Genomic DNA, 23,564 nt, shown 5'->3' with positions numbered 1-23,564 from the left:
CTATCGCTCATCTCCGTGTCTCCTCCGTATGAGTGAAAGGGATCCCTCTGTTCGCCGCCAGGGAAACTCCAACCCGCCTTGGCCGACAGCAAGTTGAGGCCGGACGATTTGACAGCACCTCGCCGCACCACCAGCCTATGCTCATGACATCCATTTTCAATAGGGAGGGTGGCGGTTAGCCATGCGTGTTGCCTTCGTCGGCAAGGGCAGCAGCGGCAAGACGACCCTGTCGGCCCTCTTCTCCCGTCACCTGGCGCACTCGGGGGCGCCGGTCGTCGCGATCGACGGCGACATCAACCAGCACCTGGCCCACGCCCTGGGTCTCGACGAGGACGAGTTCTTCGCCGCCCCGCCGCTCAGCGCGCGCACCGGCGAGATCAAGGACTACCTGCGGGGCACCAATCCGCGGATCCCGTCCCGCGACGCCATGGTCAAGACAACCCCGCCCGGACGCGGCTCCCGGCTGCTGCGGCTGCTGGGCGACGACGAGATCCACGGCCCCCACGTCCAGGAGGTCGGCGGCGTACCGCTCATGGTCACCGGCACCTTCGACGAGAGCGACCTCGGCGTGGCCTGCTACCACTCCAAGCTCGGCGCGGTCGAGCTGTACCTCAACCACCTCGTGGACGGCCCCGGCGAGTACGTCGTCGTCGACATGACCGCCGGCGCCGACGCCTTCGCCTCCGGCCTGTTCACCCGCTTCGACATGACGTTCCTGGTCGTCGAGCCGACCCGCAAGAGCGTCTCGGTGTACCGCCAGTACCGCGATCACGCGGCCGAGTTCGGCATCCCGATCGCCGTCGTCGGCAACAAGGTCACCGGCGAGGACGACCTGCTCTTCCTCAAGGAGCACGTCGGCGACGATCTGCTCGCGCACTGCGAGCAGTCCTCCTACGTGCGCGCGCAGGAACAGGGCCGCGACCACGGCGAGTTGGAGACGCGCAACACTCACACCCTGAACCTGCTGCGCGCGGCCGTGGACGCCCGCCCCAAGGACTGGGTGGCCTTCCAGAAGCACGCCGTGGACTTCCACCTGCGCAACGCCGCCGCCTGGGCCAACGAGGCCACCGGCCAGGACCTCGCCACTCAGGTCGATCCCGACTTCCGGCACGGCCCCGCATCACTGACCGCCTTCGCCTGACCCCCACTCCCCAAGACCAGAGCCTCAGAGAGCAAGAGAACAGGACAGCCCTTCATGTCACTCGACGTCTCCCCGCAGCTGCTCGCCGAAGCCGAGAACGGCGAGGTACGGGAGCAGGACTTCGTGGAAACGGTGCGCACCTCCCTGCCGTACGCCTACGACCTCATCGCCCGCCTCGCGGAGGAACTGCGCTCCGGCACCGCGGAGTTCACCGACAACCAGACCCCGCCGCCCTCCGAGAAGGAGCGCGGCCAACTCCTGCGCGCCCTGTCCAGCGACGCCATCCGGGGCAGCCTGGAACGCCACTTCGGCATCGCCCTCGCCTTCCAGAACTGCCACCGCGTCGCCGCCTTCCACCCCGAGGCGCGCGGCGGCGACACCCACACCCGCTTCACCTCGCTCCGGGCGCAGATCCTCAACCAGTCGCCGGAGTTCCGCGACTGCTGAACCACTGCCGCTCGCGACCGCCGACTGCCGGAACCGGCGTTCGGTAATCAGGCCGGCCGCTTCACCCCTTGGCGGCCGTCGCCCACCAGGACAACCGGTTCTCGTGAGCGACGGCCGCCGAGGCTTGTGCCGACGACATCCGCCCCACCCCCTACCTGCGCAGCCCTCGGAGCAGTCGTACGCCCGGTCAAAAGATGGCAACGGTTTTCATCTGACATTGATCTGAAAATCATTTCCATCTAGAGTCGAAGGTGTCGCCCCGCAGCCGGCGCGTGTCCGTAGCGCGCCCGGTATCGCCCGAAGGAGTTCCCGCATGTCCACCGCCCCCGCCTCCCGTTCCGCCCGCCCGACCGCGAGGATCGCACTGGTCACCGCGACGGCCGCCCTGACGGCCGCGACGGCGACCGCCTGCTCGACCTCCTCCTCGCACACCAGCAACACCGCCGCTACCGGAAGCGGCAGCGGCTCGGGCAAGACGATCCAGGTGGTTGCGGCGGAGAACTTCTGGGGCAGCATCGCCTCCCAACTCGGCGGCAGCCACGTGAAGGTGGCCAGCATCATCAACAACCCGGCCACCGACCCCCACGACTACGAGCCGACCGCCGCCGACGCCCGCACCGTGGCCGGCGCCCAGTACACGATCGTCAACGGCATCGGCTACGACGCCTGGGCCGACAAGCTGCTGGCCGCCAACCCCGGCAGCGGACGCACCCAGCTCAAGGTCGGCGACCTGGTCGGCATCAAGCCGGGCGGCAACCCGCACCGCTGGTACTCCCCGGACAACGTCCACCAGGTCATCGAGAAGATCACCGCCGACTACAAGAAGATCGACCCGGCCGACGCGGCCTACTTCGACCAGCAGAAGAAGACCTTCGAGACGAAGACGCTCGCCGGCTACAACAAGCTCATCGCCGACATCGAGGCGAAGTACGCGGGCACGCCGATCGGTGCCTCCGAGTCCATCGTCACGCCGCTCGCCGAGGGCCTCGGGCTGAAGATGCTCACCCCGGAGACGTTCCTGGACGCGATGAGCGAGGGCTCCGACCCCACGGCCAAGGACAAGGCCACCATCGACCAGCAGATCAAGAACAAGAAGATCAAGATCTACGTCTACAACTCCCAGAACTCCACGCCGGACGTGCAGGCGCAGGTCAAGGAGGCCAAGGCCCAGGGCATCCCGGTCGCCACGGTGACCGAGACCCTCGCCCCCGCTGGGGCCTCCTTCCAGCAGTGGCAGACCACCGAACTGCAGGGCATCGAGCAGGCCCTGGCCAAGGCCACCGGGAAGTGAACTGAAGCCATGAACCCGATAGCGAAGGCCCGCGAGGCCGTCACACACGCGGTGCCCACTGCGCCCACCCAGCGCAGCGGCGGTCACGAGGCGGTCGAGGGAGAGGGAAGCGGCCCGGTGGTCGCCCTGCGCGGGGCCGCCGTGCGGGTCGGCGGCCGGACGTTGTGGTCGGGGGTGGACCTTCGCATCGGGACCGGCGAATTCACCGCCGTGCTCGGCCCCAACGGCGTCGGCAAGTCCACCATGATCAAGGTCCTGCTGGGCGCGCTGCCCGCGGCGGCCGGTGAGGTTCAGGTGCTCGGCGCCCGGCCCGGGCAGGCCAGCGAGCGCATCGGCTATCTGCCGCAGCGCCGCAGCTTCGACGCCAATCTGCGGATCCGCGGCGTGGACGTGGTGCGCATGGGCCTGGACGGTGACCGGTGGGGGGTGCCGCTGCCCCTCCCGAGTGGGCGTCGGCGGGCCGCCCGCGCGCGGGTGGACGAGGTGATCGAACTGGTCGGAGCCTCGGCGTACGCGCACCGGCCGATCGGGCAGTGTTCCGGCGGTGAGCAGCAGCGGCTGCTGATCGCCCAGGCATTGGTCCGCCGCCCCGAACTGCTGCTGCTCGACGAGCCGTTGGACAGCCTCGATCTGCCCAACCAGAGTGCCGTCGCAGCACTCATCGGGCGCATCTGCCACCAGGAGGGTGTCTCGGTGGTCATGGTCGCCCACGACGTGAACCCGATACTCCACCACCTGAACCGGGTGGTGTACCTGGCCGAGGGCGGCGCCGCCGCAGGCACACCGGCCGAGGTCATCACCTCCGAGACGCTGACCCGGCTCTACGGCACACCGGTCGAGGTACTGCGGACCTCGGACGGCCGGCTGGTCGTCGTAGGACAGCCGGAGGCGCCCGCGGTGCACACCGACCGGCACGACACCCCGGGGAGCGGTCATGCTGCTGGCTGAGACAGGGGCACCAACCTGGTCGTGGAACCTCCTGGCCGACTTCCAGGACATGTGGTCCTACCCCTTCATGGTCAACGCGTTCCGCGCCGGCGCGGTCGTGGCCGTGGTCTCGGCGGTCGTGGGGTGGTTCGTGGTGCTGCGGCGGCAGACGTTCGCCGCGCACACCGTCTCCACCGTCGCCTTCCCCGGCGCCGCCGGGGCGCTGCTGCTCGGGTTCAGCGCGGTCTACGGGTACTTCACGCTGTGCGTGGCCGCCGCGCTGGTCATCGCCGCCCTGCGCGGTGGCGGTGAGCACGAGGAGTCGGCGCTGACCGGGACCGTGCAGGCGTTCCTGCTCGCGTCCGGGTTCCTGTTCACCGCCCTGTACAGAGGGCTGCTGGAGGGGCCGCAGACCATCCTCTTCGGCACCTTCCTGGGGATCACCTCCTCCGAGGTGACCGTGCTGACGGTGGTCGGCGCGGTGGTGCTCGCGGTGCTGGCGCTCATCGGACGGCCGCTGCTGTTCGCGTCCGTCGACCCTCAGGTCGCCGCCGGTCGCGGAGTGCCGGTCCGCGCCCTGTCGGTGGTCTTCCTCGTCCTGCTCGGCGCGGCCACCGCCGAGGCGAGTCAGATCACCGGAACCCTCCTGGTCTTCGCCCTCATGGTGATCCCGGCCGCCACCGCGCAAGTCCTCACCGCCCGCCCGGCGTTGAGCCTCGCGCTGGCCGTCCTGCTGGCCTTCGCCGCCACCTGGCTGGGACTGACCGCCGCCTACTACTCGCCCTACCCCTTGGGCTTCTTCGTGACGACCATCGCCTTCGCCGGATACCTGCTCGCGCTGGGCCGACGATCGCTGCGCGAGGTATTCAGCCGCGCCGGGGCCGGGGCCACGCCCACCGCCAAGGAGGTGCTCGCATGAGCGTCCTGCTCGCCGCCTCCCCGCTGTCCCACCCGTTCTTCCTGCACGCCTTCCTCGCCGGTACCGCCATCGCCGCGGCCTGCGGACTGGTCGGCTACTTCCTGGTGCTGCGGGCCCAGGTCTTCACCGGCGACGCGCTCAGCCATGTCGCCTTCACCGGTGCGATGGCCGCCCTCGCCTTCGGCATCGACCTGCGCCTCGGGCTGTTCGCCGCCACCATCGGCATGGCGCTGCTCTTCGGCACCCTCGGCCGCAAGGCGCGACCCGACGACGTGGTCATCGGGAGCGTCTTCTCCTGGATCCTGGGCCTGGGCGCCTTCTTCATCACGCTCTACACGACCTCGCGCAGCACCACGAACGGCACCGCCGGCGTCAGCGTGCTGTTCGGCTCCATCTTCGGCATCTCCTCCGCCGGCGCGGTCGTCGCCGCTCTGGTGGCAGCCGGGGTCGGCCTGCTGGTGATCCTCATCGCCCGGCCGCTGCTGTTCGCCACGCTCGACGAGGCCGTGGCCGCAGCCCGTGGAGTACCGGTCCGCCTCCTCGGGTACGGCTTCCTCGCCCTGGCCGGGATCAGCGCCGCCGAGGCCACCCAGGCGGTCGGTTCCCTGCTCCTGCTCGGCCTGCTCGCCGCCCCCGCGGGCGCCGCGATCCGCCTCACCGACCGCCCCTACCGTGCGCTCGCCCTCTCCGCCGGCCTTGCGGTGCTGGAGATGTGGGCGGGGTTGTTCGCCTCGTACGCGGTGCCGAAGATGCCGCCGAGCTTCGCCATCATGACCGCCGCCACGGCCGTATACGCCGCCACCTTCCTGATACGACGGCCCGCCTCCGATCCTCGTACGGCCGGTCCGCACACCGCCGTCCCCACCGGCACATGAGCGAAGGCACCGATGGCACCCGACCGCAAGTGCACCCCCACCCCGTCGGACGACGTCACGCTGATCGGCCGCCTCACCGAGCAACGCACCACCGTGGTCGAGGCACTCATCCGGGCCGACGGCTTCATCGGCGCCCAAGCCCTCCACAACCAACTCGCCGCCGCCGGCTCGTCAGTCGGCCTCTCCACGGTCTACCGCACGCTGACCGCCCTGGCCGGAGTCGGCCGGGCCGACATGGTCCGCGACACCAATGGTGAACGCCTCTTCCGCTACCGCCCCGGCCCCGAACACCGCCACTACCTCATCTGCACCGAATGCGGCCTGAGCCGACCCGTCGACTCCGGCCCGGTGGAGGACTGGGCCGACACCATCGCGCAGACCTCCGGGTTCGCGAACGTCCGGCACACGGTGGAGTTGTCCGGGGTGTGCCCGGACTGCGGCCGACTGCAGGCGGCGGACCAGCCCCGGTGAACCCCGGCACCACGGCGGTGCGCAGGTCGTCGAGCGCGTGGCCGAGGCGGCGGAACAGGCGGGTGCCTCAAAAGCCATGAACCATGGACGCCACTTCGTAATGGTGTTCATTTTCATGTAGCCTTTACTCGCCACCCAATCAGGAGGATTCCCATGGCCGTTCCCAAGCGGAAGATGTCCCGTAGCAACACCCGCCACCGCCGCGCCCAGTGGAAGGCGACCACGCCGGCGCTCGTGCCGGTCACCGTCGACGGAGTGTCATACCTGGTGCCTCAGCGGCTGGTGAAGGCGTACGAGCGCGGGCTGCTCCGCCCCGAGGGCTGAGCGTTGGTGCCGTCCGCCCCCGCCAGCCGCCTGCCCGTCACCGTCCTGTCCGGATTCCTCGGCGCGGGCAAGACCACTCTCCTCAACCACGTCCTCGGCAACCGCGAGGGACTACGCGTCGCGGTCATCGTCAACGACATGAGCGAGGTCAACATCGACGCCGCCCTGGTGCGGGGCGGCGAGGCGGCCCTGTCGCGTACCGAGGAACGCCTGGTCGAGATGACCAACGGCTGCATCTGCTGCACGCTGCGCGACGACCTGCTTCAGGAGGTCGACCGGCTGGCCCGCGAGGGCCGCTTCGACTACCTGCTCATCGAGTCGTCCGGCATCTCCGAACCCATGCCGGTCGCCGCGACCTTCGCCTTCGCCCGCGACGACGGCGCCACCCTCGGCGACCTCGCCCGCCTGGACACCATGGTCACTTGTGGACGTTGGTGACCGAGGAACTCGACAGCGGCGCATACGGACAGATCCTGCGCTCCAAGGGCTTCTTCACCCTCGCCAGCCGCCCGCACGTGACGGGCCTGTGGTCACAGGCGGGCTCCGTCGCACGCTTCGAGCCCTCCGCTGCACGCGACACCGACAGCCCCGAGCGCCAGGAACTGGTCTTCATCGGCACGCACCTGAACGCGGACGCACTCCGCGCGGCACTGACCGACTGCCTCATGGCCGGCGGCGAGAGCCTGCCGCCAACGGACCCGTTCCCCGTCTGGGACACCTACGGCATCGACGACACCTGCGACCACGAGCATCCCGAACTCGTGGCGAGCCCCTGAGGACCCCGGGCCGGGCGGCGAACACGGCCACGGCGCCGCCCGGCCCGGTATGGACACCAAGAGTTCCGGATAACCTCACCCGCGGCCGGGTCCGCTACCGGTACCGGGCGTGGCGGAAGAAGCCGGTTCTGCCACCTCCGCCACGTGGCCATCGCCCTATCGGGAGCTGTAGGGCAGGAGCGCCATCTCGCGTGCGTTCTTGATGGCCTGTGCTATCTGCCGCTGCTGCTGACGCGTCACATGGGTCACCCGGCGACTGCGGATCTTGCCGCGGTCGGAGATGAACTTGCGCAGCAAGTCGGTGTCCTTGTAGTCGACGTAGGTGATTCCGGCGGCGTCCAGCGGGTTGGTGCGCTGACGCTTGGCAGTCTGACGCCGGATGTTGGTGCGTCGGGTCATGGGGAGGTCGGTCCTCTCTTTCAGGTCACGGGGTCGAGCAAGTCGTCAAAGGCGTGCGGGAGTTGCTTCCAGCGGTCGCTGCCCGCCGCGTACTCGTCGTCGGTGAGCAGGCAGGAGTCGAGCAGGGCCTGTAGGCCGTCCCGGTCCAGGCCGGGCGAGGTGAAGGTGAGGTACTGGCAGCGGTCGCCGTGTTCCGGGTGCCAGTCCACGGAGGCGGCGAGGCGGCGCTCGGCGGGCACCATCTCCCAGGCGGCATCGGGCAGAGCTGCCAGCCAGGGGCCGGCCGACTCCACGCACAGCGCGCCGCCGGCTGCGTCCCAGGACAGCAGTGTGTCGGGGCGGTCCGCCAGCCAGAACCGCCCCCGGCTGCGCGCGGCGGCGCAGGTCAGGTCCTCCAGCGCCGCGTACAGGCGCTGCGGATGGAAGGGCCGTTCGCGCCGCCAGACGAAGGTGCCCACACCGTGCTCGTCGCACGACTGCGGCAGCAGCGCGCACGCAGGATGCACACGGGCGGCGGCCGCTGCCACATCGAAGCCCGCCAACAGCGCTGCTCCCAGGGCACCGTCGCTCTCCACCCGTACGCTTCGTGCGCCTGGTGTGAGCTGGGCGAGCAGTGCGTGGTCGGTGTCGTCGGCGACCTCGTCGCAAGAATCGTCGTCGCCGAGGGCGATCACCGTGGGGTACTCCAGCTGCCGGGCGAAGGTGTCGGCCACCGTGCGCTGGTCGGTCGGCGCGGCGGCGAGGCCGACGTCGGCCAGGTCGTCGCCGTTGGCCAGGTACGGCAGGACGAGCGCCGGGTCGACCGCGGTGGCGACCCCGGTCAGGGCCAGCGGTGCGCCCGCGGCGGCGATGACTGCGGCCATGGCCTGGGGCTCGACGGAGTCCCACAGTTCCACGACGGCCAGCCGGTACCTGCCCTCCTGGGCGAGCCGCAGCAGTTCGGGGACGAGGTCCTCGCGCAGCGCGCAGCACGCGCAGTCGTTCACCAGGGGTGCGTCGCCACTGCCCAGCAGGCCGTGGGCGTCACGCACCGTCCGGTGCACCGCGCTGTCGACGGCGGACGTCAGGTCGTGGTGCAGCGCGACCGAGCCGGGGACCGTACGCAGGATCTGCTCTACGGCGGCCCGGCGGGCGTCGGCGTGCAACCCGGCGACGATCGCGACCGGCAGCCGTGCCTCGCCCCTGTTCACTGGTTGCTCCGTCCATGTCCGTAGCGCCGCTCGAAGCGCTCGACCCGCCCCGCGGTGTCCAGGACCCGCTGGGTGCCGGTGTAGAAGGGGTGGCTCGCCGAGGAGATCTCGACGTCGATGGCCGGGTAGGTGTTGCCGTCCTCCCATTCGATGCTCTTGTCGCTGGTGGCTGTGGACCGGGTCAGGAAGGCGTAGTCGGCGGCGCGGTCACGGAAGACGACCGGGCGGTACTCGGGGTGGATTCCGGGCTATCACGGCTCTCAGCGCTCCTCACGGAAGTCGACGTGGCGGCCGGCGACAGGGTCGTACTTGCGCAGGGTGAGCCGGTCGGGGTTGTTACGGCGATTCTTGCGGGTCACGTAGGTGTAGCCGGTGCCGGCGGTGGACCTCAGCTTGATGATCGGGCGCAGTTCGTTACGGGCCATGCACAGCACCATACAAGAGATTGGTTTTCATTTTCATCTGGCGCTAGTGTGGTGTTCCATCCACCCCAAGGAGGAACAGCCATGTCCGCCCACTGCCAACTCACCGGCCGGCAGCCCGGCTTCGGCCACCACATCTCCCACTCGCACCGGCGCAGCAAGCGCCGCTTCGACCCCAACATCCAGAGCAAGCGCTACTGGCTGCCGAGCGAAGGCCGCCACGTCCGGCTCACGCTCTCGGCCAAGGGCATCAAGACGGTCGACACGATCGGTATCGAGGCCGCGGTGGCCCGCATCCGCGCCCGGGGAGGGAAGGTCTGATGGCGAAGAAGAGCAAGATCGCCAAGAACGAGCAGCGGCGCCTCGTCGTGGCCCGATTCGCCGCGGGCCGCGCCGCGTTGAAGGCGATCATCGCGTTCCCCGGAAGCTCCGACGAGGACCGCGCCGCTGCCCAGCGGGAACTGCGCCGACAGCCCCGCGACGCCAGCGCCACCCGCCTGCGCAATCGCGACTCCGTGGACGGCCGCCCCCGCGGCTACCTGCGCGCCTTCGGCCTGTCCCGTATCCGCGTACGCGAGATGGCCCACGCGGGCGAACTCCCTGGCGTGACCAAAAGCAGTTGGTGACCCGGCGCGCCAGGGGCTCACAACGGGCGCGCCAGCGACGCAGCCCGAATCCGTGACCGGTTTCGAACGCGCCTTCCGCCACTCTGAACGGCGGGCGGGCGGCGGCACCTGCTCGTGGCGTTCTGCCACGAGCAGGTGGGTACGGCGTACTCCGCATGCGGACGGCTTGCTGGTGGTCTCCGAGGTGTCGATGTGCCGGTAGAACGTGAGCGTGGCCTTGCAGCCGGCCGGGATCGTCACCGACTGGGACAGCGTGTCGGTGTGGCTGGAGCCGTAGCCGTCGAGCCAGGCGTAGTACGAGCCGCCGTGCGCCGCTTCACCGGAGTCGTTGGTGATGACGCCGCTGGTCGCGGTCCAGCCGGTGCTGCCCGCTCGAAGCCGGGGTTGGCTAGCAGCTGGGAGGACGTGCAGCCGCCACCGACGGTCCAGGTGAAGGACGTCGAGCCGGAGGCGCCGGTGGAGTCCTTCGCGGTGACCGTGACCTGGTGTTGGTGACCGTCACCGTGTTGCCGCCGCTGCCGCCACCGGAGGTGAAGGCGGCGGTGCCGTTCGGGGTGCCCCAGCCGGTCGGGCCGTCGTAGCCGGTGCCGGCGGTGCAGAAGTACGACGGGGAGCAGCTGCCGTTGTTGCCGCCGGTGACGTCGTACAGGTTGCTCGTGTGGGAGTACGGGTACTTCGCCGGGTAGTCGCTCGCGCCCGGGGTGCCCGCGAGGGCGTAGACCGAAACGATGATCGGCGAGCTGGCGCTGGTGCCGCCGTAGACCGCCCAGCCGGAGCCGCCGTAGGTGTCGTAGACCGCGACGCCGGTGGCCGGGTCGGCGACCGCGGAGACGTCGGCCTCCATGCGCTTGGCGCAGCCGGAGTCGGTCTGCCAGCTCGGCTTCGGGTCGTACGCCGAGCAGCCGGAGCCCGTGCCCTCGGTGGAGCTGGTGTTCCACACCGACTCGCTCCAGCCGCGGGAGTTGGAGGCGGTGGCGAGCGCGGTGCCGCCGACGGCCGTCACGTACTGGGAGGTCGCCGGGTACTCGGCGCCGTAGGCGGAGTCACCGGAGGAGACGGTGATCGCGACGCCCGGGTGCTTGAAGTACGAGGTGTCGTTACTGGTCTGGGAGGAGTCCTCGGAGCCGCCCCAGCTGTTGGAGACGAACTTGGCGCCCAGCGAGACCGCCTCGTTCTCGGCGGCGCCGAGGTCGGCCATGCCCGCGGAGTTGGCCTCGACCAGGATGATGTTGCAGTTCGGGCAGACCGCGCTGACCATGTCGATGTCGAGCATCTCTTCGCCGGCCCAGGTGGTTCTCTGCCGCGCCTGCGACACCCTCGACGGTCTTCTGGCGATGCTCGGACTGAGTCCACGCCACAGTCGTTCCCGTACTCTTCCTCAGAGCCGCCGCGCAGGACCGGCTCCGGAGGGGGCACGGACAACCGCGAGGGAGACGGCATGGGAACCGCTGACCGGCAGAGCGCCGGAGACTGGAACCGGGTCGGCGACCCGCCCCGCCCCAGAGATGGTCGTGCGAGCGAGTACGGCCACCACTACGGGTACGGGCATCCTCCCGAGTCGATACCTCACCCCGGCTACGGACCCGATGCCGGCGCGAGCCACCTCCCCCGCTCTCAAGAGATGGGCCACGGACACGCACCAGCGGCCGACGCCGGACCCGGCCCCGGAGCGAGCGCCGAAGGCCACGGACACGCGCACACCCACGGACACAGCCACAGCCACGGGCCCGCAGCCCCCGTCTCCCGGCACCTGCGCAAAGTCATCGCGGCAATCCTGATCCCCTTCACCGCCGCCGTCGTGGCGGGGCTCGTCGTGCTGTGGCCGGGCGGAGCCCCGCCGCACAAACGCACCGGTGTCGGCTTCGACCAGCAGACCCAGCAGGCCACGGTCACCAAGGTCCTCGAGGTGAGCTGCAAGTCGGTGAACGCCTCCGGCGACACCTCCACCGGCGACACCTCCACCGCCGAGGGCAACTCGGCGCAGCAAGAGGCGGACGGCACCTGCCACAAGGCCACGATCCGGATCGACACCGGCAAGGACGAGGGACGCACCTTCACCGAGATCGTGCAGCCCGACCAGCCTCGGCAGCTGCACCAGGGCGAGAAGGTCGTCACCGCCTACGAACCCTCCGCGCCCAAGGACCTGCAGTACTCGGTCACCGACGTCAACCGCCGTTTTCCCATGGGCCTGCTCGCCGGCGTCTTCGCCCTCGCCGTCGTGGTGGTGGGCCGGCTGCGTGGCGTGATGGCGCTGGTCGCCCTGGCCATCAGCTTCCTGGTGCTGGACTTCTTCATCCTGCCAGCCGTCCTCCAGGGCTCGAACCCGCTGCTCGTGGCGGTGGTCGGATCGAGCGCCATCATGCTGATCGCCCTGTACATGTGCCACGGTCTGTCCGCCCGCACCTCGGTGGCGGTGCTCGGCACCCTGCTCTCACTGGCGCTCATCGGCATCCTCGGCTCACAGTTCATCGACTGGTCCGCCCTGACCGGCAACACCGACGACCAAACCGGCCTTATCCACGGCCTCTATCCGAAGCTCGACATGAGCGGCCTGCTGCTCGCCGGCGTCATCATCGGCTCCCTCGGCGTCCTCGACGACGTCACCGTGACCCAGACATCGGCCGTCTGGGAACTGCACGAAGCCAACCCGACCATGGGCTGGCGCGGACTGTACCGGGCCGGCATCCGCATCGGCCGCGACCACATCGCCTCCGTGGTCAACACCCTCGTCCTCGCCTACGCCGGCGCCGCCCTGCCCCTGCTGCTCCTCTTCTCCATCGCCCAGAGCGGCGTGAGCACGGTAGCCAACAGCGAGCTGGTGGCCGAGGAGATCGTGCGCACGCTGGTGGGCTCGATCGGTCTGGTCGCCTCCGTACCGGTCACGACGCTATTGGCGGCCCTGGTGGTCGCAGCCGATCGCCCCGGCCCGGAGAGGGAAACGACAACCGCGGGAGCGGCAGCGGGCCGAGGCGGGCGTCGACGGAAGCGTTGAGATCGATCTCTTCAAAGTGAGGGCGGACCGCGCAGGCCCTCACCTGGTCAGCAGTGCACCCCCGCGGTCTGCGGGAGATCTGTTCATCAGGGCCGGCAGGACGGCCGGACGCTGAGCAGCTCGGTCCGCAGTACGGGCGTGCCGTCGACGGGCGCCGGGTCCTGCGAAGTTGGCTCGATTCCGCCAGCAGCGATCTTGTCGAGCGTCTTGAGGCCGGCGGCACCGACCGTGCCGAACACCGTGTAGTTCGGTCGCAACGCGGAGTCGCCGTAGACGACGAAGAACTGCGAACCGTTCGTGTTCGGCCCGGCGTTGGCCATCGCCAGCAGACCACGCCCGTAAAGGCGACGGACTCCGGTCGGATCGCTCGGTGCGGGCGGCAGGTCCACCGGCAGCTCGTCCTTGTACTCGTAGCCCGGGCCGCCCTCGCCAGTGCCGGTCGGGTCGCCACACTGCAGGACCTTCAGCGTCGGATACGCCGTCAGCCGATGGCACACCGTACGGTCGTAGAACCGGTGCCGCGCCAGGTGCACGAAGCTCTGGACCGTGCACGGCGCCTTCGCCCGGTCCAGACGCAGCGGGAGCGGGCCCTGGCTGGTCGGGACAGCCATATCGGCCGTGCCGTGACTGGGGGTGTGCCGCGGGTCGGGCGGCAGGGGAACCGGCCGCGCCGCCGGCTCGTTCGGCGTCTGGGTGTACTGGCAGGGACCGTGCGTGGTTCGCGGCGGGGCATCGGAAGCGGAGGCGGTGGTGCTGCCCCCGGACACGACCAGCGCTGCTGCCGCCCATGCGGTCATGAGAGCTCGGTTCATCCTGCACACCCTCCAAAAGATCGTCAGATTTCGGAGCGGTCGCAGTCTAAAGCGCGGCCCGGCGGGCGAGTACCGCTCCGCAAGCCACATCCACTCCCAGCCTTCGGCCCGGCCGCAGGCCACTTCGTTCGGTGCGGCACAGCGTCGGCCAGCCGATCAGGGCGGTCCACCCGGTGCACGATGGATGCTCCCCGAACCGCACCACGGCGGCGCCGGCCACGGACAGCAGGACGGCGGCGTACAGCTCGGGCAGCTTGTCCGGGGTGGCGTGACCGCCGGTCCGATGCCGAGGAAGGCCCGCGCGGCGAAGCACAACCGCGCCCGTCCCGGGTCCGGCGCCACGAACACCCTCTTCAGCACCGCTGCCCTCCCCATGGAACACCGGCACAGAAAAGGCGCCCCGGAGGTCCGCAGCGCCATCGACGTGTCCATGAGAGCCTCACGGAGGTCACTGGCTCAGGTGATGCCCGAATCACTGGGCCATCGGCCCGCCGAGTGCCACCCGCTCCGGCCCACCGGAACACCAACGGACCAGGTCGGACGGCACTGGCGGCCTGCCGGTGTCTGTGCCATTGGTACAGTCGTCCTTGATGGCCGTGGACGAACTCGACACCCGCATCCTGCGGCTGCTCCTGGAGCAGCCGCGCACCAGCGTGCGCGAGTACGCCCGCGTCCTCGGTGTCGCCCGCGGCACGCTGCAGGCCCGGCTGGACCGTATGGAACGGGACGGTGTGATCACCGGCACGGGCCCGTCTCTCTCCCCCGCCGCCCTCGGCCATCCGGTGCTGGCGTTCGTGCACATCGAGGTCACCCAGGGCCACCTGGACGACGTGGGGGACGCGCTGGCCGCCGTGCCGGAGATCGTGGAGGCGTTCTCCATCACCGGCGGCGGGGATCTGCTCGCGCGGGTGGTGGGCCGGGACAACGCCCACCTGGAGGACGTCATCCAGAAGCTGATCAGCCTCCCGGGCGTGGTGCGCACCCGTACCGAGGTGGCGCTGCGCGAGCGCGTCCCCCACCGGCTGCTGCCGCTGGTGGAGTCGGTGGGCCGGGCGGCCCGCGCCTGACCCTTGGCATGCTGGACCGCATGAGCGATCTCGGCGCCCTCTCGATCATATTCGATCTCGACGGAACGCTGGTGGACAGCGAGCCGAACTACTACGAGGCGAGCCGGCGGACCCTGGCCGAGCACGGCGTCGCGCACTTCTCCTGGGCGGACCACAAGAGCTACGTCGGTGTCAGCACCCTGGAGACGGCGGCCCGCTGGCGGGAACGCTACGGGCTGAGCGTTCCGGCGCGGGAACTGCTCGCCGAACTGAACCCGCGCTACCTGGAACTCGCCCGCGCCCGGACGCCCGTGTATCCGCAGATGCGCAAGTTCGTGGAGCTGCTGGCCGCCGACGGGGTGCCGATGGCGGTCGCGTCGGGATCCTCCCCGGAGGCGATGGAGGCGATCCTCGAGGGCACGGGCCTGGGCAGGTACCTGCGCACGACGGTGTCCTCCGAGGAGGTGCCGCACGGCAAGCCCGCCCCCGACGTCTTCCTGGAGGCGGCCCGGCGGCTCGGCGCGGCCCCCGCCGACTGTGTGGTCCTGGAGGACGCGGCACCGGGCGCGGCCGCCGCCCACGCGGCCGGGATGCGGTGCATCGCGATCCCCTACGTGGCGGCCCAGGCCGACGCACCCGGCTTCGCCACGGCGGACCTGCTGCTACGGGGCGGGCAACGGGAGTTCACGGCGCAGGCGGTGTACGCCTGGCTCCGGGACACGGCGGCCCGCTCGCGCTGAGCACCCCGTACGGGCCAGTCCGGAAGGCGCTTGCGTCACGGCCGTTCGCGCCGCTCTTCCCGCGGCCCGCCCGCACCTCCGCGCCGCTCGCGAGGAAGTTCCCGTCGTGCGTGCGGGGCTGCGACTGCATAGCGTGATCACATGACCACACACCAGGCCGGACCGGTCCCCGGCGACCGCCGGTGGAAGGCGCTCGCCGTCTGTCTGACCGCGGCCTTCATGACACTGCTGGACACGTCGATCGTCAACGTCGCCCTGCCCTCGGTGGAGCGCGGGCTGCACGCCGACGAGGCCGCCCTGTCGTGGGTGATGTCCGGCTACGCGCTCACCTTCGGTCTCTCCCTCGTTCCGGCCGGGCGGCTCGGGGACATGCGCGGGCGGCGCCAGACCTTCCTCACGGGACTCGCCCTGTTCACGCTGGCCTCGGCCGCCTGCGGGCTGTCCTCCGGCGCTGCCTGGCTGGTGCTGTTCCGTCTGGTCCAGGGCGCGTCGGCGGGCCTGATCGCGCCGCAGACCTCGGCGCTGATCCAGCAGATGTTCCAGGGCCCGGAGCGTGCCCGCGCGTTCGGCATGATGGGCAGCACCATCGGGATCTCCACGGCGGTCGGCCCGCTCGCGGGCGGCCTGCTGATCCAGGCGTCCGGCGGCGCCGACGGCTGGCGCTCGGTCTTCTACGTCAACCTGCCCATCGGCGTGGCCGTCTTCTGCGCGGCACTGCGGCTGCTGCCCCGCTCCCCCGGCTCGCCGGGCAGGCGCGAGTGCTTCGACCTGCCGGGCGTCCTGCTGCTCGGGTCGGGAGTGCTCGCCCTCATGCTGCCCCTGGTGCAGAACCAGCAGTGGCACGGGCGGCTGAAGTGGGCGCTGCTCCCGGCCGGCGCCGGCCTGCTGGCCGCGTTCTGGTCGTGGGAGCGGCACCAGGGCCGGCGCGGCCGGGCCCCGCTGGTCGACCTGGGGCTGTTCAGGCTGCGGTCCTTCACGCTCGGCGCACTGCTGAGCCTCGTGTACTTCGCCGGTTTCACGACGCTGTTCTTCGTCTACACGCTGTTCCTCCAGAACAGCATGAGGTACAGCGCGCTCGAGGCGGGCCTGTCGTCCATGCCGTTCGCGCTGGGGGCGGCGGTGGGCGCGGCCGCCGGGGGCCGGCTGGTGCTGCGGTTCGGGCGCCGGACGGTCGTCGCGGGGCTGAGCACGGTGGCGGTGGGGATGCTCGGTGTCATCGCTGCCGTGCAGTTCGTGCCGGGGCGGGCCGTGGCCTGGGGAGTCGGCGTTCCGCTGCTCGTCGCGGGCTTCGGCTCGGGCCTGACCATCTCCCCGAACACCACGCTCACCCTGTCCCGCGTCCCCGTGGGGCGGGGCGGGGCGGCGGGCGGAGTGCTCCAGACCGGCCAGCGGATCGGTTCGGCGGCCGGTATCGCGGTCGTGGGCTCGGTGTACTTCGCGTACCTGGCCCGCCGCGGCAGCGCCGCCACCGCCCTCCAGCTCGGCCTGCTCACCTCCATCGGCATCATCCTGCTGGCCCTGCTGCTGGCCTGTGCCGACCTGCGGGAACGGCGTGTCCATCCGGAGGGCGAGAGGACGCCCGAGGCGGCTCGGCAGGGGTCGTAGCAGAAGCTGTCAGGGGTCGCAGCAGGAGCCGTCCAGGGTCGTAACAGGAGGGGCAGGGGCGTAGCGGGAGTCGCAGGGGCGCAGCGCGCGCAGCCGAAGGCGGGGGTCCTGCGGGCCCCCGAACGCCGCCGCTCTTACGACTTCCGACGGGGCTTGCCCCGCTTGGGCGTCGGCTTGCCCCCCGCCGTGCGGGCGCGTGGGGTGCGGCCCGCCGGCTTCGCGGGCTGCTTCTGGCGGGTGCCCGCGCCCTCGGAGCGCTTGTGCTTCTGGTCTGCCGCAGGGGTGGCCGGGGGCTTGGCGCGGCCCCGGGTGCTGTTGACGGTGCGGCCGCGGACGATGCCGATGAAGTCCTCCACCAGGTCGGTGGTGGCCTCCTCCGGCCAGGACAGGGCGACGCTCGACTGGGGGGCGTCGGTTACCGGGCGGTAGGTGACGTCCTTGCGGTGGTACAGGCGGGCCAGGGACTGCGGGACGACCAGCAGGCCGACGTTCGCGGCGACCAGCTCGATCGCGTCCGGTGTCGTCGCGGGCCGCTCGAAGGCGGGCTCGCCGGGCGGGGCGTCCCAGTCGAAGACGTCGTCCAGGGGGTGGAAGAGCACCTCGTCGGCGAGATCGGCGAGGGTGACCTCCTCCACGGCGGTGATCAGGTGGTCCTTGGGTACGACGACCACCGTGGTCTCGGTGTAGAGGGGGATCGCGCTGAAGAACGCGCGGTCGACGGGGAGACGTACGAGGCCCGCGTCGGCCTCGCCCGCGCGCAGCACCTCGGGCGCCTCGGCGGCCGGGACCTGGACGAGGGTGAGCGGGATGTCCGGCAGGCGCTCGTTCCAGGTCTTCACCCATTTGGCGGGCGTCACTCCGGGGACGTACGCGAGCCGGAACGACGGTGATTCCTGCGAGCCTGTCACCAGGCCAGGTTACCGGCCGTGGTCGGCGCCCCGGCACGCGGCCGATACCCTTGGCCTCATGAGTTCGCAGCAGAGCACCCAGACGATGAAGCCCGCGACCGCGGCGAAGAAGCTGGGTGTGTACCTCCCCGCCACCCCCGCCTCGTTCCAGGAGGGCGTCGTCACGCGCGCCGAGCTGAACGAGCTGCAGGCGAACCCGCCGCAGTGGCTGAGCGAGCTGCGACGCAACGGCCCGCACCCGCGTCCGGTGGTCGCCGCGAAGCTCGGCGTGTCCATCGCCGGTCTCGCGCGCGGCGGGGTCACCGAGGCGCTGACCACCGAGCAGATCGAGGCGCTCAAGCAGGAGCAGCCCGAGTGGCTGGAGAAGGAGCGCGCCACCCAGGCCGAGGTCCGCAAGGAGACCGCGCGGATCAAGAAGCTGAAGAAGGAGAAGGCGGAGAAGGACGAGAAGAAGGAGAAGGAGGCCCGCGCCACCGGGCGCGACTGATCCTCCCCGCTTCCTCCAGAACCGTTTCTCCACAACGCCCTCCGGCCTCCGGAGGGCGTTGTCAGTGCACTGCCCTACAGTTCCCGTCACTTGATCAGCACGGGTGCGGGAGGCACGTATGGGGTGAGTGTCGGCCGGCGACTACGAAGTCGCCCTCGACGGCGGGAAGGTGGTGTGCCGCAACGCGTCCGGGCGGCTGCTGAAGGCGGTTCCGCCGAAGATCGCGGACGATCCGGCGATCGTGGGCCTCAGGCAGCTCGTGGAGCGGCACGAGCGGCAGTGTCTGGCCGATGCCGAGCGGTGGATGGTGCGCTCCCTGCCGGTGCCGCTCGCCGTGCTCACGCGGGTGTGGCCCGACCCCGCCTGGCGGGCGGCGCTGCGCGACCTCGTCGTCACGGGTACCGACGGGCAGGTCGCCGGATTCCTGCGGGACGCCGACGCCGAGCGCGGCCTGAGCCTGGTCGACCTCGACGGCGACACCGTCCGCGTCCGCCCCGGCCTCGTCCGCATCCCGCACCCGGTGCTGCTCGAAGACCTCGAGGAGCTGCGGGAGTTCGCCGTCGAGCTGGGCGTGGAGCAGCGTGCGCAGCAGCTCTTCCGCGAGGTCTGGCACCGCCCGGCCGCGCTCGACGCCGAGGCGACCGAGGTCGAGGAGTACGCCGGAGGCTCCTTCAAGGAGCTGCGTTTCCTGCACGGCAGGGCCACGAGCGTGTCGGCGTCCGTCCACTCCGGCCCGGGGCCCGCGCGGTAGTGCTTGCCGAACCCGGCGCCGGCCAGCGCCCGGCCGACCGCGGTGACGTGCATGCCCTTGGCGCCGAAGCCGTAGCGCAGGCCACCGAGGGTGACTTGACGGTGCGTCGGCTGGCTGGGCTGGGGCTACGGTTCGGGATTCGGGGTGGTGCCCGAGCCCGACGGCCGCGGCGCTCCCTTGCGCACCCACGCGTAGAGCACCGGCCCGGGGCAGGCGGTGGCGTACCCGTCCCGGTGCCCCTTGATCTCCGGGCCGGCCGGGCCGTGCTTCTGGCAGTACTCGATGGCGTCCCGCAGGCCGTTGAGCTGGTCCCAGGTGGGGGTGGTGGACCCGGAGGCACCGACCAGTGCGCAGACCGCGTAGTGCGCCTCGTTGAGCGGAACGTTCCCGTTGGCGCTGTTGCGTCGCTTCAGCCCGCGGCCCTCGAACACCACGCCGTGCTCACAGACCACGAAGCTGTAGCCGATGTCGGACCACCCGTCGAAGTCCATGTGCCCGGCCTGGATACGGCGCACATAGGCCGCACAGGAGGAGTGCGGACCGAAGGTGTAGGGCGTGCCCAGGTAGTGGATCTTCACGCCCTTGCGCGGCTCGTGGTACGGGATCGAGCCGTTCGGCTCCCGCCAGGGACGGGCGCCCCATTCGGCGCGGGACACCAACTGCAGCCCCTGCCAGGGGTGTTGAAGTGGCGGTGTAGGTTGCGGGTGCGGCGTGGGCTGGGGGTGCGGCTGTGGCGCGGGGGCCGGCTTCCCCGCCGCGGCGCCCGCCCACTGCCTCAGCTCCTGCATCGTGCCGTGGTATACGTCGATGTCCATCGGCCGGTCGGTGTACTGGTGGAACTTCCACGGGGCCCGGATCCTGGGCCCGCCCGGCGTGACGTAGTCCGCTATCCAGAGGAAGTCACCCGCGTTGTCGTCGGTCCGGAACCAGTAGTCGCGGTCGACGTAGAGGCCGACCCGGTTGTCCGGGTAGCGCCGCTTCACCGCGGCCAGCCACTGGTTCTTCACCTGGGTCGCGTGCGCGTCACTCACGTTCTGGCCGTACGGCTCGAAGTCCAGCACCAGCAGCTCGCCCTGCGGCACATGGCCGACCACCCGGCAGAAGTGGTCCACCTCGTCCGCCACCGCGTTCTCCGCGTGCAGGAAGTGGTAGTGCCCGACCACCAGTTTGCGGCGCCGGGCCTCGGCCAGCTTCGCCCTGTAGCCGGTCTGTTCGGTGTGCGCCCCCTCGGTCGCCTTGATGAAGACGAAGCCTGCGTCCCCCGGTATGCCCGACTGGAAGTCGGACACGTCGTATCCCTTGGCGTAAGCCATCGACAGTCCTCCCGTTACCCTGATCCCCGCCACGCCCGGTCCCAGCGATGGTCCATGGGTAACTCCCAGTAAAGCCGCCCCCGGAGTACCACGTCACGCGGCCCTCAGGACTTTCATCGGTTTTCATCCGCCGACCCGGGCGGTCTCCACACCTCTTCCACATGTGCGGGCAACTCCCCACTCACAGTGGCGAGTTCGGCCCTGCAGCGGGTGCGGACACCGGTGGCCGGGGAGCGGCGGACCGGGACGCCCGGGACCTCAGCCGGCCGGCTCGGTGACGGTCTCGCCCTCGGCCCACAGTGAGCGCACATGTCCCAGGTGCCGGGTCATGCACCGCTCGGCGGCTTCGGCGTCTCCGGAGAGCATGAGGTCCAAGAGTTCCAGGTGTTCCTCGGCCGAGGGGATCAGTTCGCCGCGCCGGTCCAGGGCGGTCAGGCCGTACAGGCGGGAGCGCTTGCGCAGGTCGCCGACGGTTTCGACGAGGCGGTCGTTGCCGGAGAGCGCCAGCAGCGAGAGGTGGAACCTGCGGTCGGCCTCCAGGTAGCCGATGAGGTCGTGGTCACGCGCGGCGCGCACGATCTCCTCGGCGGTCGGGCGCAGCGCTTCCAGGTCCTCCTCGGCTGCGGTCCGCGTGATCCGGCCGACCATGGGGACCTCGATCAGGGTGCGGATCTCGGTGTACTGGTCGAGGTCGCGCTCGTTGACCTCGGTGACCCGGAAGCCCTTGTTGCGCAGGGGCTCGACCAGGCCCTCGCGGGCCAGGTCGAGCATCGCCTCGCGGACGGGCGTCGCGGAGATGCCGAAGTCCTCGGCGAGCGTCGGGGCCGAGTAGACCTGGCCGGGGCGCAGTTCACCGGAGATGAGGGCGGCGCGCAGGGCGTGGGCGACCTGGTCGCGCAGGCGTTCCCGGGCGGTGATGAGGTTGCTTGCCTTCAGATGCCCCATGCTGTTTCCTCCGTGCCCTGACCCGAAGCCCAGAGTACACGTGCAATGTCACGTTGTTTTCGCGGGTGCGAGGGTGTGGGTGCGGCTCGTGCTGTGGAAGTCCAGCGCCGCTCTGCGCGCCTCGGCCCCAGGAGTCATACGAGTCACACGAGTCATAGGAGGAAGCCTCCGGGGAAGGGGTCGTCCGGGTCGAGGAAGTACTGGGCTGTGCCGGTGATCCACGCGCGGCCGGTGACGGTGGGAACGACGGCCGGCACCGCGCCGACCCGGGTCTCGTCCACCAGGCGTCCGGTGAACCGGGTGCCGATGAAGGACTCGTTGACGAAGTCGCGGTGGAGCGGGAGTTCACCGCGGGCGTGGAGCTGGGCCATGCGGGCGGACGTTCCGGTGCCGCACGGCGAACGGTCGAACCAGCCGGGGTGGATGGCCATGGCGTGCCGTGAGCGGTGCGCGTCGGAGCCCGGCGCGGCGAGATAGACGTGCTTGACGCCGGCGATCTCCGGTTGTTCCGGGTGGACGGGCCGGTCGGGTGAGGCGTTGATCGCGTCCATGACGGCGAGACCGGCGGCGAGGAGGTCGTCCTTGCGGGCCCGGTCGAAGGGCAGCCCCAGTGCCTCGAGTTCGACGAAGGCGTAGAAGTTGCCGCCGAAGGCGAGGTCGTACGTCACCGTGCCGTACCCGGGGACGTCGATCTTGCGTGCCAGGCCCACGCAGAACGCAGGCACGTTGGTGAACGTGACCGCCCTCGCCCGGCCGTCCTCGACGTGCACGTCGACGCAGACCAGGCCGGCCGGGGTGTCCAGCCGTACCGTGGTGAGCGGCTCGCCGACCGGCACCATCCCGGTCTCGACCAGCACGGTCGCCACCCCGATGGTGCCGTGCCCGCACATCGGCAGCAGGCCGGAAACCTCGATGAACAGGACCCCGTAGTCGGCGTCGGGGCGGGTCGGGGGTTGCAGGATCGCGCCGCTCATGGCGGCGTGGCCGCGCGGCTCGTACATCAGGAGCGTGCGGATGTGGTCCAGGTGCTCGATGAAGTGAAGCCTGCGCTCGGCCATGGTGGCGCCGGGGATCACCCCGACGCCACCCGTGATGACGCGCGTGGGCATGCCCTCGGTGTGCGAGTCGACGGCGTGGAAGACGTGACGCGTACGCATGGAGGTCCGTTCCTTTCCGGTCAGTGGTGCCCCTGGGCGATGGCCTTCTCGGTGGCCGCACGCACGCCGGCCTCGACCTCGCCGGTGAGCGGTGAGCGCGGCGGGCGGGTGGGGCCGCCGTGGTGGCCGGCGATGTCCATGGAAAGCTTGATCGACTGCACGAACTCGGTCCGGGAGTCCCAGCGAAGCAGCGGGTGCAGCGACCGGTAGAGCGGCAGTGCCGTCTCCAGGTCGCCCGCGACGGCGGCGTGGTAGAGCTGGGCGCAGGTGGCGGGGAAGGCGTTCGGGTACCCCGCGATCCAGCCGACGGCGCCGGCGATCGCCAGCTCCAGCAGGACATCGTCCGCCCCGACCAGCAGATCGAGCCCGGGGGCCAGTTCTGCGATCTCGTACGCCCTGCGCACATCGCCGGTGAACTCCTTGACCGCGACCACACTGCCGTCGCCGTGGAGCCGGGCGAGCAGCGCCGGGGTCAGGTCCACCTTGGTGTCGATCGGGTTGTTGTACGCGACGACCGGCAGCCCCGCGCCGGCGACCTCGGCGTAGTGGGCGCGTACGGCGTGTTCGTCGGCGCGGTAGGCGTTCGGGGGCAGGAGCAGCACGGATCCGCAGCCCGCCTCGGCCGCCTGCTCGGCCCAGCGGCGGGCCTCGCCGCTGCCGTAGGCGGCGACCCCGGGCATCACCCGGGCGCCGTCGCCCGCGGCTTCGACGGCGGTGCGCACGACGCGGGCGCGCTCCTCGGCGGTGAGTGTCTGGTACTCGCCGAGCGAGCCGTTGGGGACGACGCCGTCGCAGCCGTTGTCGATCAGCCGGCGGACGTGCTGGGCGTAGGCGTCGTAGTCGACGGAGAGGTCCGGACGCAAGGGGAGGGCGGTGGCGACCATGATGCCGCGCCAGGGGCGGTCGGGGTTCCAGGAGGTGGAGGTCATGTGGGTGAGCGACCCTTCTGTAGCGTGTGACATTTTATTGTTAGGCGCACGTGCCGCTTGCGGTGCCGTGC

Annotated in this window: 25 protein-coding genes and 3 pseudogenes; 17 read left to right on the top strand and 11 right to left on the bottom strand. The window is 70.7% G+C overall.

Features of this window, described 5'->3' with window-relative positions; genetic code table 11:
• Positions 1–181: 181 nt before the first annotated feature.
• The 9 genes and pseudogenes from A6P39_RS35725 to A6P39_RS35685 all read left to right on the top strand — a co-directional run bounded on the left by A6P39_RS35725 (position 182) and on the right by A6P39_RS35685 (position 7,171).
• The gene (locus tag A6P39_RS35725; RefSeq protein ID WP_067052558.1) at positions 182–1,141 is read left to right on the top strand and encodes an ATP-binding protein; all 960 of its coding nucleotides are present in this window, start codon (positions 182–184) and stop codon (positions 1,139–1,141) included.
• A 54-nt stretch (positions 1,142–1,195) separates the two neighbouring features.
• A complete protein-coding gene (locus A6P39_RS35720; RefSeq protein ID WP_067052556.1) occupies positions 1,196–1,588 on the top strand; it encodes an SCO5389 family protein in 393 nt (130 codons plus the stop codon).
• 313 nt (positions 1,589–1,901) lie between these two features.
• Positions 1,902–2,879, top strand: a complete 978-nt coding sequence (locus A6P39_RS35715) for a metal ABC transporter solute-binding protein, Zn/Mn family (RefSeq protein ID WP_067052554.1) — start codon at positions 1,902–1,904, stop codon at positions 2,877–2,879.
• 9 nt (positions 2,880–2,888) lie between these two features.
• Positions 2,889–3,827 carry a metal ABC transporter ATP-binding protein gene (locus tag A6P39_RS35710; RefSeq protein WP_067052552.1) on the top strand — a complete coding sequence of 313 codons (939 nt, stop codon included), beginning with the start codon at positions 2,889–2,891 and terminating at the stop codon, positions 3,825–3,827.
• Positions 3,814–4,725, top strand: coding sequence for a metal ABC transporter permease (locus A6P39_RS35705; protein ID WP_067052550.1), 912 nt, complete (start codon positions 3,814–3,816; stop codon positions 4,723–4,725). Before A6P39_RS35710 ends, A6P39_RS35705 begins: the two co-directional genes overlap by 14 nt.
• A complete protein-coding gene (locus A6P39_RS35700) occupies positions 4,722–5,600 on the top strand; it encodes a metal ABC transporter permease (protein WP_067052548.1) in 879 nt (292 codons plus the stop codon). Before A6P39_RS35705 ends, A6P39_RS35700 begins: the two co-directional genes overlap by 4 nt.
• Before the next feature lie 12 nt (positions 5,601–5,612).
• Positions 5,613–6,071, top strand: coding sequence for a Fur family transcriptional regulator (locus A6P39_RS35695; RefSeq protein WP_067052546.1), 459 nt, complete (start codon positions 5,613–5,615; stop codon positions 6,069–6,071).
• Between the two features lie 153 nt (positions 6,072–6,224).
• Positions 6,225–6,395 carry a 50S ribosomal protein L32 gene (gene rpmF / locus A6P39_RS35690; protein ID WP_067052544.1) on the top strand — a complete coding sequence of 57 codons (171 nt, stop codon included), beginning with the start codon at positions 6,225–6,227 and terminating at the stop codon, positions 6,393–6,395.
• A gap of 6 nt (positions 6,396–6,401) precedes the next feature.
• Positions 6,402–7,171: pseudogene (locus A6P39_RS35685) on the top strand (GTP-binding protein).
• Between the two features lie 156 nt (positions 7,172–7,327).
• Here the strand turns inward: A6P39_RS35685 and rpsR are convergent.
• From rpsR to rpmG, 4 genes are read right to left on the bottom strand one after another with little or no spacing between them, the layout of a single operon-like run.
• Positions 7,328–7,570, bottom strand: coding sequence for a 30S ribosomal protein S18 (gene rpsR / locus A6P39_RS35680; RefSeq protein WP_067052542.1), 243 nt, complete (start codon positions 7,568–7,570; stop codon positions 7,328–7,330).
• Positions 7,571–7,590: 20 nt separating this feature from the next.
• On the bottom strand, positions 7,591–8,760 hold the full coding sequence (locus tag A6P39_RS35675) for a CobW family GTP-binding protein (RefSeq protein WP_067052540.1): 1,170 nt from the start codon (positions 8,758–8,760) through the stop codon (positions 7,591–7,593).
• Positions 8,757–9,002, bottom strand: a complete 246-nt coding sequence (locus A6P39_RS35670) for a type B 50S ribosomal protein L31 (RefSeq protein ID WP_079133685.1) — start codon at positions 9,000–9,002, stop codon at positions 8,757–8,759. The genes A6P39_RS35675 and A6P39_RS35670 overlap by 4 nt, the downstream gene beginning before the upstream one ends.
• 18 nt (positions 9,003–9,020) lie before the next feature.
• Positions 9,021–9,185 (bottom strand): 50S ribosomal protein L33, encoded by a 165-nt coding sequence (gene rpmG / locus A6P39_RS35665; RefSeq protein WP_014150502.1) that lies wholly within the window; start codon positions 9,183–9,185, stop codon positions 9,021–9,023.
• Between the two features lie 81 nt (positions 9,186–9,266).
• Here rpmG and rpmB point away from each other — a divergent pair, with 81 nt between their 5' ends.
• A complete protein-coding gene (gene rpmB, locus A6P39_RS35660) occupies positions 9,267–9,503 on the top strand; it encodes a 50S ribosomal protein L28 (RefSeq protein WP_020937821.1) in 237 nt (78 codons plus the stop codon).
• Positions 9,503–9,808, top strand: a complete 306-nt coding sequence (rpsN, locus tag A6P39_RS35655; protein WP_067052659.1) for a 30S ribosomal protein S14 — start codon at positions 9,503–9,505, stop codon at positions 9,806–9,808. Before rpmB ends, rpsN begins: the two co-directional genes overlap by 1 nt.
• A gap of 168 nt (positions 9,809–9,976) precedes the next feature.
• On the opposite strand, the pseudogene A6P39_RS35645 reads toward rpsN, so the two are convergent.
• Positions 9,977–11,102 (bottom strand): annotated as a pseudogene (locus tag A6P39_RS35645) (S53 family peptidase); the annotation flags it as partial.
• Between the two features lie 327 nt (positions 11,103–11,429).
• Between A6P39_RS35645 and A6P39_RS35640 the strand changes: the two are divergent.
• The gene (locus tag A6P39_RS35640; RefSeq protein ID WP_079133669.1) at positions 11,430–12,800 is read left to right on the top strand and encodes a YibE/F family protein; all 1,371 of its coding nucleotides are present in this window, start codon (positions 11,430–11,432) and stop codon (positions 12,798–12,800) included.
• 86 nt (positions 12,801–12,886) lie between these two features.
• Here A6P39_RS35640 and A6P39_RS35635 read toward each other — a convergent pair whose 3' ends face one another.
• Positions 12,887–13,612: a peptidylprolyl isomerase gene (locus A6P39_RS35635; RefSeq protein WP_067052538.1), complete on the bottom strand. Its 726-nt coding sequence runs from the start codon at positions 13,610–13,612 to the stop codon at positions 12,887–12,889.
• Between the two features lie 590 nt (positions 13,613–14,202).
• Between A6P39_RS35635 and A6P39_RS35630 the strand changes: the two genes are divergently transcribed.
• The 3 genes from A6P39_RS35630 to A6P39_RS35620 all read left to right on the top strand — a co-directional run bounded on the left by A6P39_RS35630 (position 14,203) and on the right by A6P39_RS35620 (position 17,003).
• A complete protein-coding gene (locus A6P39_RS35630; protein ID WP_067052536.1) occupies positions 14,203–14,679 on the top strand; it encodes an Lrp/AsnC family transcriptional regulator in 477 nt (158 codons plus the stop codon).
• Between the two features lie 20 nt (positions 14,680–14,699).
• Positions 14,700–15,398 (top strand): HAD family hydrolase, encoded by a 699-nt coding sequence (locus tag A6P39_RS35625; RefSeq protein WP_067052656.1) that lies wholly within the window; start codon positions 14,700–14,702, stop codon positions 15,396–15,398.
• 141 nt (positions 15,399–15,539) lie between these two features.
• Positions 15,540–17,003 carry an MFS transporter gene (locus A6P39_RS35620; RefSeq protein WP_067052534.1) on the top strand — a complete coding sequence of 488 codons (1,464 nt, stop codon included), beginning with the start codon at positions 15,540–15,542 and terminating at the stop codon, positions 17,001–17,003.
• 134 nt (positions 17,004–17,137) lie between these two features.
• Here A6P39_RS35620 and A6P39_RS35615 read toward each other — a convergent pair whose 3' ends face one another.
• On the bottom strand, positions 17,138–17,911 hold the full coding sequence (locus A6P39_RS35615) for a LysR family substrate-binding domain-containing protein (protein ID WP_107304462.1): 774 nt from the start codon (positions 17,909–17,911) through the stop codon (positions 17,138–17,140).
• Between the two features lie 58 nt (positions 17,912–17,969).
• Here A6P39_RS35615 and A6P39_RS35610 point away from each other — a divergent pair, with 58 nt between their 5' ends.
• Together A6P39_RS35610 and A6P39_RS35605 are read left to right on the top strand one after the other, a co-directional pair.
• A complete protein-coding gene (locus A6P39_RS35610) occupies positions 17,970–18,398 on the top strand; it encodes a DUF5997 family protein (RefSeq protein WP_067052529.1) in 429 nt (142 codons plus the stop codon).
• Between the two features lie 127 nt (positions 18,399–18,525).
• Positions 18,526–19,131 (top strand): annotated as a pseudogene (locus A6P39_RS35605) (DUF4132 domain-containing protein); the annotation flags it as partial.
• 143 nt (positions 19,132–19,274) lie between these two features.
• Here the strand turns inward: A6P39_RS35605 and A6P39_RS35600 are convergent.
• The 4 genes from A6P39_RS35600 to A6P39_RS35585 form a co-directional block, all read right to left on the bottom strand.
• Positions 19,275–20,462 carry a GH25 family lysozyme gene (locus A6P39_RS35600; RefSeq protein WP_079133667.1) on the bottom strand — a complete coding sequence of 396 codons (1,188 nt, stop codon included), beginning with the start codon at positions 20,460–20,462 and terminating at the stop codon, positions 19,275–19,277.
• 258 nt (positions 20,463–20,720) lie between these two features.
• Complete coding sequence (locus A6P39_RS35595) at positions 20,721–21,407, bottom strand: GntR family transcriptional regulator (protein ID WP_067052527.1); 687 nt, start codon at positions 21,405–21,407, stop codon at positions 20,721–20,723.
• A 152-nt stretch (positions 21,408–21,559) separates the two neighbouring features.
• The gene (locus A6P39_RS35590; protein ID WP_067052524.1) at positions 21,560–22,564 is read right to left on the bottom strand and encodes a proline racemase family protein; all 1,005 of its coding nucleotides are present in this window, start codon (positions 22,562–22,564) and stop codon (positions 21,560–21,562) included.
• Between the two features lie 20 nt (positions 22,565–22,584).
• A complete protein-coding gene (locus A6P39_RS35585) occupies positions 22,585–23,493 on the bottom strand; it encodes a dihydrodipicolinate synthase family protein (protein WP_067052523.1) in 909 nt (302 codons plus the stop codon).
• Positions 23,494–23,564 lie beyond the last annotated feature (71 nt).

Source organism: Streptomyces sp. FXJ1.172, assembly GCF_001636945.3.
In the GTDB taxonomy this organism is placed as follows: Bacteria; Actinomycetota; Actinomycetes; order Streptomycetales; family Streptomycetaceae; genus Streptomyces.
The sequence above is the reverse complement of the archived record's forward strand: the minus strand, read 5'-3'. Positions and strand labels throughout refer to the sequence as shown.

Bases quoted from the DNA above. Each gene is read 5' to 3' on its own strand.
- rpmF (WP_067052544.1), top strand. From the start codon at position 6,225: ATGGCCGTTCCCAAGCGGAAGATGTCCCGTAGCAACACCCGCCACCGC.
- A6P39_RS35625 (WP_067052656.1), top strand. From the start codon at position 14,700: ATGAGCGATCTCGGCGCCCTCTCGATCATATTCGATCTCGACGGAACG.
- A6P39_RS35635 (WP_067052538.1), bottom strand. From the start codon at position 13,612: ATGAACCGAGCTCTCATGACCGCATGGGCGGCAGCAGCGCTGGTCGTG.
- A6P39_RS35630 (WP_067052536.1), top strand. From the start codon at position 14,203: ATGGCCGTGGACGAACTCGACACCCGCATCCTGCGGCTGCTCCTGGAG.
- A6P39_RS35700 (WP_067052548.1), top strand. From the start codon at position 4,722: ATGAGCGTCCTGCTCGCCGCCTCCCCGCTGTCCCACCCGTTCTTCCTG.
- A6P39_RS35705 (WP_067052550.1), top strand. From the start codon at position 3,814: ATGCTGCTGGCTGAGACAGGGGCACCAACCTGGTCGTGGAACCTCCTG.
- A6P39_RS35640 (WP_079133669.1), top strand. From the start codon at position 11,430: ATGGGCCACGGACACGCACCAGCGGCCGACGCCGGACCCGGCCCCGGA.
- A6P39_RS35590 (WP_067052524.1), bottom strand. From the start codon at position 22,564: ATGCGTACGCGTCACGTCTTCCACGCCGTCGACTCGCACACCGAGGGC.
- rpmB (WP_020937821.1), top strand. From the start codon at position 9,267: ATGTCCGCCCACTGCCAACTCACCGGCCGGCAGCCCGGCTTCGGCCAC.
- rpsN (WP_067052659.1), top strand. From the start codon at position 9,503: ATGGCGAAGAAGAGCAAGATCGCCAAGAACGAGCAGCGGCGCCTCGTC.
- A6P39_RS35710 (WP_067052552.1), top strand. From the start codon at position 2,889: ATGAACCCGATAGCGAAGGCCCGCGAGGCCGTCACACACGCGGTGCCC.
- A6P39_RS35620 (WP_067052534.1), top strand. From the start codon at position 15,540: ATGACCACACACCAGGCCGGACCGGTCCCCGGCGACCGCCGGTGGAAG.
- rpmG (WP_014150502.1), bottom strand. From the start codon at position 9,185: ATGGCCCGTAACGAACTGCGCCCGATCATCAAGCTGAGGTCCACCGCC.
- A6P39_RS35725 (WP_067052558.1), top strand. From the start codon at position 182: ATGCGTGTTGCCTTCGTCGGCAAGGGCAGCAGCGGCAAGACGACCCTG.
- A6P39_RS35715 (WP_067052554.1), top strand. From the start codon at position 1,902: ATGTCCACCGCCCCCGCCTCCCGTTCCGCCCGCCCGACCGCGAGGATC.
- A6P39_RS35585 (WP_067052523.1), bottom strand. From the start codon at position 23,493: ATGACCTCCACCTCCTGGAACCCCGACCGCCCCTGGCGCGGCATCATG.
- rpsR (WP_067052542.1), bottom strand. From the start codon at position 7,570: ATGACCCGACGCACCAACATCCGGCGTCAGACTGCCAAGCGTCAGCGC.
- A6P39_RS35600 (WP_079133667.1), bottom strand. From the start codon at position 20,462: ATGGCTTACGCCAAGGGATACGACGTGTCCGACTTCCAGTCGGGCATA.
- A6P39_RS35695 (WP_067052546.1), top strand. From the start codon at position 5,613: ATGGCACCCGACCGCAAGTGCACCCCCACCCCGTCGGACGACGTCACG.
- A6P39_RS35595 (WP_067052527.1), bottom strand. From the start codon at position 21,407: ATGGGGCATCTGAAGGCAAGCAACCTCATCACCGCCCGGGAACGCCTG.
- A6P39_RS35610 (WP_067052529.1), top strand. From the start codon at position 17,970: ATGAGTTCGCAGCAGAGCACCCAGACGATGAAGCCCGCGACCGCGGCG.
- A6P39_RS35720 (WP_067052556.1), top strand. From the start codon at position 1,196: ATGTCACTCGACGTCTCCCCGCAGCTGCTCGCCGAAGCCGAGAACGGC.